This window comes from Nocardia sp. NPDC005825, assembly GCF_040630175.1.
Classification (GTDB): domain Bacteria; phylum Actinomycetota; class Actinomycetes; order Mycobacteriales; family Mycobacteriaceae; genus Nocardia.
Genome location: NZ_JBEXXC010000026.1, coordinates 43192 through 49932 on the forward strand (window position 1 = coordinate 43192; position 6741 = coordinate 49932).

The window sequence follows — 6741 nt, forward strand, 5'->3', positions numbered from 1 at the left end:
TAACTGGCGGGTAGTCAATAACCGTACTCGCGAGTAGCCCCGACTGGATTACGAAGCAGGTCTGGTACTGGTTACACTCCGGGGCATGACGAGTGTCCAGCATCAGCCTTCGCCGGGTTCGGCGGGTGCCCCCGATATCCACACCACCGCCGGCAAGCTGGCTGACCTGCGCAATCGGCTGGAAGAGGCCAAGCACCCGATGGGTGAGGCGGCGGTCGACAAGGTCCACGCCAAAGGCAAGATGACCGCGCGTGAGCGCATCCTCGCCCTGCTGGACGAGGGCTCCTTCGTCGAGCTCGACGCGTTGGCCCGGCACCGCAGCGTGAACTTCGGCCTGGAGAACCAGCGTCCGCTGGGCGACGGCGTGGTGACCGGCTACGGCACCATCGACGGCCGCGACGTCTGCATCTTCTCCCAGGACGTCACCGTCTTCGGTGGCTCCCTCGGCGAGGTCTACGGCGAGAAGATCGTCAAGGTGATGGACCTGGCCCTGCGGACCGGCCGTCCGCTGGTCGGCATCAACGAGGGCGCCGGCGCGCGCATCCAGGAGGGCGTCGTCTCCCTGGGCCTCTACGGTGAGATCTTCCACCGCAACATCCAGGCCTCGGGTGTCATCCCGCAGATCTCGCTGATCATGGGCCCGGCCGCGGGTGGCCACGTCTACTCGCCCGCCCTGACCGACTTCGTCGTCATGGTCGACCAGACCTCGCAGATGTTCGTCACCGGCCCCGACGTGATCAAGACCGTCACCGGCGAGGAAGTCACCATGGAGGAGCTGGGCGGCGCCCACACCCACATGGTCAAGTCCGGTGTCGCGCACTACGTCGCCTCCGGCGAGCAGGACGCCCTGGACTACGTGCGCGACCTGCTCGGCTACCTGCCCAGCAACAACCGCGCCGAGGCCCCCCGCTTCCCGGCCACCGCCAACGCGGGCGCCATCGAGGAGAACCTCACCGAGGCCGACCTCGAGCTGGACACCATCGTCCCGGACTCCCCGAACCAGCCGTACGACATGCACGAGGTCATCAAGCGCCTGGTGGACGACGAGGAGTTCCTCGAGGTCCAGGCCGAGCGCGCGATGAACGTCATCGTCGGCTTCGCCCGCATCGACGGCCGCAGCGTCGGCTTCGTGGCCAACCAGCCCTCGCAGTTCGCGGGCTGCCTGGACATCGACGCGTCGGAGAAGGCCGCGCGCTTCGTGCGCACCTGCGACGCCTTCAACATCCCGATCATCACCCTGGTCGACGTGCCGGGCTTCCTGCCGGGCACCGGCCAGGAGTACAACGGCATCATCCGCCGCGGCGCCAAGCTGCTCTACGCCTACGGTGAGGCCACTGTGGGCAAGATCACAATCATCACCCGCAAGGCCTACGGCGGCGCGTACGACGTCATGGGTTCCAAGCACATGGGCGCCGATGTGAACCTGGCGTGGCCGACCGCTCAGATCGCGGTCATGGGTGCGTCCGGAGCGGTCGGTTTCGTGTACCGCAAGCAGCTGCAGACCGCGGCCGCCGAGGGCAACGACGTTGACGCTCTGCGCCTCGAGCTGCAGAACGAGTACGAGGACACCCTCGTGAACCCGTATGTGGCGGCCGAGCGCGGCTACGTCGACGCGGTCATCCCGCCGTCGCACACCCGCGGCCAGATCGTGTCGGCGCTGCGTCTGCTGGAGCGCAAGATGGTGTCGCTGCCGCCGAAGAAGCACGGCAACATTCCGCTCTGAAAATGCGATATGCGCGGTGTGAGGCGCACACTGTCGAATAGGACAGTGGGACTCGTACCGCGCACGATCGCCTCATCCGGGCAAAGATGAAGGAACGCCGCACCACCCCCGCGGCGAAGGACAGGAGGACTGGCGCTGTGACGACCATGGCCGATGAAGAGGTACTGCGCGCCGCCGAACTGGATCTGGCTGTCGAGGATCTGGCGGACGCCATCGACACCGCCGTCGCGGAGATCGAACCGGCGAGCACCGGTCCGGTCATCCAGGTCCTGAAGGGCAACCCGACCGACCTCGAGCTCGCCGCTCTGGTGAGCGTGTTCGCCGCCGCGTCGGCGACCGCCGCCGCCCCGGCCGACCGCGGCCCGGCGGACATGTGGGGTCGCCCGACCCTGCTGCACCGCGGCAGTTCGCCGTTCTCCCCCTACGCCTTCCCGGCCCTCTCGCACCTGCGCGACTGACGGCTTGTGACCGTCTTCGTACTGGCGTCACAATCTCCGGCTCGGCTCGGCGTCCTGCGCAACGCGGGCGTCGAGCCGGTCGTCCGGGTGTCCCACGTGGACGAGGACGCCGTGGCCGAGGCTCTTCCCCCGGACACCCCGCCCGATCGAGTGGTGATCGAGCTGGCCCGCGCCAAGGCGCTGGAGGTGGCCGGGCAACTGGCGGGTGATCCCGCCTTCACCGATTCCGTTGTCGTGGGCTGCGATTCGATGCTGCTCGTCGACGGCGTTCTGCAGGGCAAACCCCTGACTCCCGAGGTCGCCCGCGCGCGCTGGGCCGAGATGGCCGGACGCAGCGCTGATCTGCTGACCGGTCACTGTGTGCTGCGGCTGAATGCCGGGGAGATCGTCGGCGAGGCCGCCGACTGCAGTTCCACCACGGTGCATTTCGCCAAACCCGAGCCGGAGGAACTCGACGCGTACATCGCGACGGGGGAGCCGCTGCAGGTGGCCGGATCCTTCACGCTGGACGGCATGGGCGGCTGGTTCGTGGACAAGATCGACGGCGACCCGTCGAGCGTCATCGGTATCGGACTACCACTGGTTCGTCGACTGCTTGCCGAGGTGGGTGTCGGCATTGCGCGGCTGTGGATCGGTGGCCGCGCGTAGTTGCGGCGCGATCCGCCCGGCCGAGGGCGCCAATCTGGGCTCGCCGGTGGCTGATCCGGGCTCGTCGGTCTCGGGCTGACCCTCGTGCGCGTCCTCGCCGGGGCGGCCTTGCAGCAATTCCAGTCGCGCCACGCACAATTCGGGCTCCACGAACGGGTGCAGGCGCACGTTCACGCTCTCCCGGCCGCCGTTGCGGTCCAGGGCTTCGCGCATCAGGCCCAGGTGTACGCCGCACACCACCTCGGAGTGGGTGCGGGCGAGTTCGCGCAGCGGGCACGCCGTCATGCGGATCAGGGCCGATTGTTCGGTCTCGCCGGCCTGGTCGCGTTCGGGCGCGAAGCCGAGTTCCGACATCAGGGTGACGGTGAGGTCCTTGGCGTCCTCGAGCGTTTCGATGGGCTGGTCTGCGGCTTCGAGTTTCGAGCCCCAGGCGCGGCCGGCGCTGATGGCGGCTTCCGAGCGGCGGCGCGGGTCGCTGCCGAGCTGATCGGCCAGCACTTGCGCCAATTCCTGATAACCCACCGATCGCTGTACAGCGGTATAGCCGATGCGCGGGCGGCCGCGGCCGCGGGGCGGCTGCTGGAATTGGCGGACCAGCGATTCCCGGGTCAGCACATCCAAATGGAAACGCACTGTTGTCACATGCTGTCCGGTGACGCGCGCGAGTTCCTGGGCATCGAGAGGCTCGCTGGCGCCACGTAGGATCGCAAGCAGTCGCCGTCGCGGCCAAGAATCGGACATAGCTCACCCCTCCTCTCCGAGAGACTTTATCGGATGAAGCTGCGCTTAATTCGCCCAATCATCCGATTCGTGATCTGAAACGAGTTTCGTAACCGCCACATGCCTACGATCGGTGCAGAGAATCGAACCGCCAATACCTAACCCACCACGTGTGAAGGACCACAACGTGCCTGTCGCTCCGGATCCGCATCACTCATTCGGCTCCTACGCACATCCTCACCGACTAGTAACCACAGAGTGGCTGTCGGCAAACATCGGCACGCCGGGACTCAAGATCATTGAGTCCAACGAAGACATATTGCTATACGACATCGGCCATGTCCCGGGTGCCATCAAGATCGACTGGCGTACCGAGCTGATCGATCCGCGTACCCGCGATGTCGTCGACGGCGCGACCTTCGCCAACCTTATGCGGGCCAAGGGCATCGAACGCGGTGACACCGTGGTCGTCTACGGCGATAAATCCAATGGCACCGCGGCCGCCACCCTGTGGGTGTTCTCCCTCTTCGGGCACGAGGACGTGCGCCTGCTGGACGGTGGCCGCGACGCCTGGATCTCCGAAGCCCGCGACACCACCTTCGAGGTGCCCGCGGCCGGGCGGGGCGAGTATCCGGTGGCCGATCGCGATGACAAGTCCGCGCGCGCCTTCCGGCAGGATGTGGTGGCGCACCTGGGCGGGCCGCTCATCGACTCGCGTGCGTTCGAGGAGTACACCGGCGATCTGGTGGTGCTGGACCGTCCCGAGGAGCAGGCGCTGCGGGCGGGTCACATCCCGACCGCGGTCAATATCCCGTGGACCTCGTCGGTGGGCGCGGACGCCCGTTTCCGGCCCCGGGTCGAGCTGGACGTCATCTACGGCGGGGTGATCGAGGGTGTCGCGCCGCTGGTCTACTCGCGGGTGGGGGAGCGGTCGGCGCTGACCTGGTACGTCCTGACCTACCTGCTGGGCGTGGACGGGGTGCGCAACTACGACGGCTCCTGGACCGAGTGGGCCAATGCCGTGGGGGCGCCCATCGTGATCGGTGAAGAACCCGGCGCGCCGCCCTCGGTCGTGGCAAGCTCGTAACGCCCGAACCCCCTTCGGGGGATTACCGGTGGAGGCTTCAGCGGAGTCTGGTAGAACAGGTTCTAAAAATTAGGCCTCGAGAGTCGCATGCCCACTCTCTGGGCCTACTCATTGGTAGCCCTAGCCGGGTTCGGTCATTGTTGGCACGATGCCTACACTGCCGACAGACGAAAGTATCCAGAGCACAGGAGGCTCAGTGCCCAACCATGCCAACGCGCAGATCACAAAGGTCCTCGTAGCCAACCGAGGCGAGATCGCCGTGCGCGTGATCCGGGCCGCCAAGGACGCCGGTATCACCAGTGTGGCCGTGTACGCCGAACCGGACGCCGACGCGCCGTTCGTGAAGCTCGCCGATGAGGCGTTCGCGCTCGGTGGTCAGACCTCGGCCGAGTCGTACCTGGTGTTCGACAAGATCCTCGACGCCGCCTCGAAGGCCGGCGCGGACGCGATCCACCCGGGCTACGGCTTCCTTTCCGAGAACGCCGATTTCGCGCAGGCCGTGATCGACGCCGGACTGATCTGGATCGGTCCGTCGCCGCAGTCCATCCGCGACCTGGGTGACAAGGTCACCGCGCGCCACATCGCCGAGCGCGCCAACGCGCCGATGGCCGCGGGCACCAAGGACCCGGTGAAGAACGCCGACGAGGTCGTCGCGTTCGCCAAGGAGTACGGCGTTCCGGTGGCCATCAAGGCCGCATTCGGTGGTGGTGGTCGTGGCATGAAGGTCGCGCACACCATCGAGGAGATCCCGGAGCTGTTCGAGTCCGCCACTCGTGAGGCGATCGCGGCGTTCGGTCGTGGTGAGTGCTTCGTGGAGCAGTACCTGGACAAGGCCCGCCACGTGGAGGCGCAGGTCATCGCCGACCAGCACGGCAACGTCGTGGTCGCCGGTACTCGTGACTGCTCGCTGCAGCGCCGCTTCCAGAAGCTGGTCGAGGAGGCCCCGGCCCCCTTCCTGTCCGACGAGGTGCGCGGCAAGATCCACGCCTCCGCCAAGGCCATCTGCAAGGAAGCCGGCTACTACGGCGCCGGCACCGTGGAGTACCTGGTGCAGGGCGAGACCGTGTCCTTCCTCGAGGTGAACACCCGCCTGCAGGTCGAGCACCCGGTCACCGAGGAGACCGCCGGAATCGACCTGGTGCGCCAGCAGTTCCGCATCGCCGAGGGCCACGAGCTGTCCATCACCGAGGACCCGGCCCCGCGCGGCCACTCCTTCGAGTTCCGTATCAACGGTGAGGACGCCGGTCGCGGCTTCCTCCCGGCGCCCGGCCCGGTCGTCGTCTACCGCGAGCCCGCAGGGCCCGGTGTGCGTGTCGACTCCGGTGTGGTCGAGGGTTCGGTCATCGGCGGTCAGTTCGACTCCATGCTGGCCAAGCTGATCGTGACCGGTGAGAACCGTGAGCAGGCGCTGCAGCGTGCCGCTCGCGCGCTGGCCGAGTTCCAGATCGAGGGTCTCGCGACCGTCATCCCGTTCCACCGCCACATCGTCGAGAACCCCGCGTTCATCGGCGACGGCGAGAAGTTCGACGTCTACACCAAGTGGATCGAGAACGAGTGGGACAACCACATCGAGCCCTACACCGGCGCTGTCGCCATCGAAGAGGACGAAGAGGCTCCGCGCCAGAAGGTCGTCGTCGAGGTCGGTGGCCGTCGCCTCGAGGTGTCGCTGCCGGGTCAGTTCTCGGTCGGCGCCGCCGCGTCCGCGAATGGCGCGGGCGTCGTCCGCAAGAAGCCCAAGGCGCGCAAGCGCGGTGGCGCGGGCGCGGGTGCCGCCTCCGGTGATGCCGTGACCGCTCCGATGCAGGGCACCGTCGTCAAGGTGGCCGTCGAAGAGGGCCAGTCCGTCGAGGCGGGCGACCTGGTGGTGGTGCTCGAGGCCATGAAGATGGAGAACCCGGTCACCGCCCACAAGGCCGGTGTCATCACGGGTCTCGCGGTGGAGGCCGGCGCGGCCATCACCCAGGGCACCGTCCTGGCCGAGATCAAGTAACGCAAGACAATTCGCGAGTGGCGGCGCCCCCGCCCGGGGGCGGCCACGCCCGCGGAAGTGGGGGGAAGGCAGTACCCCCCGAGATGCCGAAAGGCACCCGCGGGCGCCGGGGCCG

Annotated in this window: 6 protein-coding genes; 5 read left to right on the forward strand and 1 reads right to left on the reverse strand. The window is 67.6% G+C overall.

Annotated elements, in window-relative coordinates; genetic code table 11:
- Nucleotides 1-85: 85 nt before the first annotated feature.
- The 3 genes from ABZ382_RS35660 (at nucleotide 86) to ABZ382_RS35670 (ending at nucleotide 2829) form a co-directional block, all read left to right on the forward strand.
- Nucleotides 86-1723 (forward strand): acyl-CoA carboxylase subunit beta, encoded by a 1638-nt coding sequence (locus ABZ382_RS35660; RefSeq protein ID WP_357098480.1) that lies wholly within the window; start codon nucleotides 86-88, stop codon nucleotides 1721-1723.
- A gap of 146 nt (nucleotides 1724-1869) precedes the next feature.
- Nucleotides 1870-2181 carry an acyl-CoA carboxylase subunit epsilon gene (locus ABZ382_RS35665; protein ID WP_357098496.1) on the forward strand — a complete coding sequence of 104 codons (312 nt, stop codon included), beginning with the start codon at nucleotides 1870-1872 and terminating at the stop codon, nucleotides 2179-2181.
- A 6-nt stretch (nucleotides 2182-2187) separates the two neighbouring features.
- Nucleotides 2188-2829: a Maf family protein gene (locus ABZ382_RS35670; RefSeq protein ID WP_357098483.1), complete on the forward strand. Its 642-nt coding sequence runs from the start codon at nucleotides 2188-2190 to the stop codon at nucleotides 2827-2829.
- On the opposite strand, the gene ABZ382_RS35675 is transcribed toward ABZ382_RS35670, so the two are convergent.
- Nucleotides 2755-3471, reverse strand: coding sequence for a transcriptional regulator (locus ABZ382_RS35675; RefSeq protein WP_357098485.1), 717 nt, complete (start codon nucleotides 3469-3471; stop codon nucleotides 2755-2757). The genes ABZ382_RS35670 and ABZ382_RS35675 overlap by 75 nt on opposite strands.
- Nucleotides 3472-3736: 265 nt before the next feature.
- Between ABZ382_RS35675 and ABZ382_RS35680 the strand changes: the two genes are divergently transcribed.
- Both ABZ382_RS35680 and ABZ382_RS35685 read left to right on the forward strand, forming a co-directional pair.
- Nucleotides 3737-4636 carry a sulfurtransferase gene (locus tag ABZ382_RS35680; RefSeq protein WP_357098499.1) on the forward strand — a complete coding sequence of 300 codons (900 nt, stop codon included), beginning with the start codon at nucleotides 3737-3739 and terminating at the stop codon, nucleotides 4634-4636.
- A gap of 196 nt (nucleotides 4637-4832) precedes the next feature.
- Complete coding sequence (locus tag ABZ382_RS35685; protein WP_357098488.1) at nucleotides 4833-6626, forward strand: acetyl/propionyl/methylcrotonyl-CoA carboxylase subunit alpha; 1794 nt, start codon at nucleotides 4833-4835, stop codon at nucleotides 6624-6626.
- Nucleotides 6627-6741 lie beyond the last annotated feature (115 nt).

What these genes read in the sequence shown, in the direction of transcription:
- ABZ382_RS35665 (WP_357098496.1), top strand. Translation starts at nt 1,870, where the DNA reads ATGGCCGATGAAGAGGTACTGCGCGCCGCCGAACTGGATCTGGCTGTC.
- ABZ382_RS35660 (WP_357098480.1), top strand. Translation starts at nt 86, where the DNA reads ATGACGAGTGTCCAGCATCAGCCTTCGCCGGGTTCGGCGGGTGCCCCC.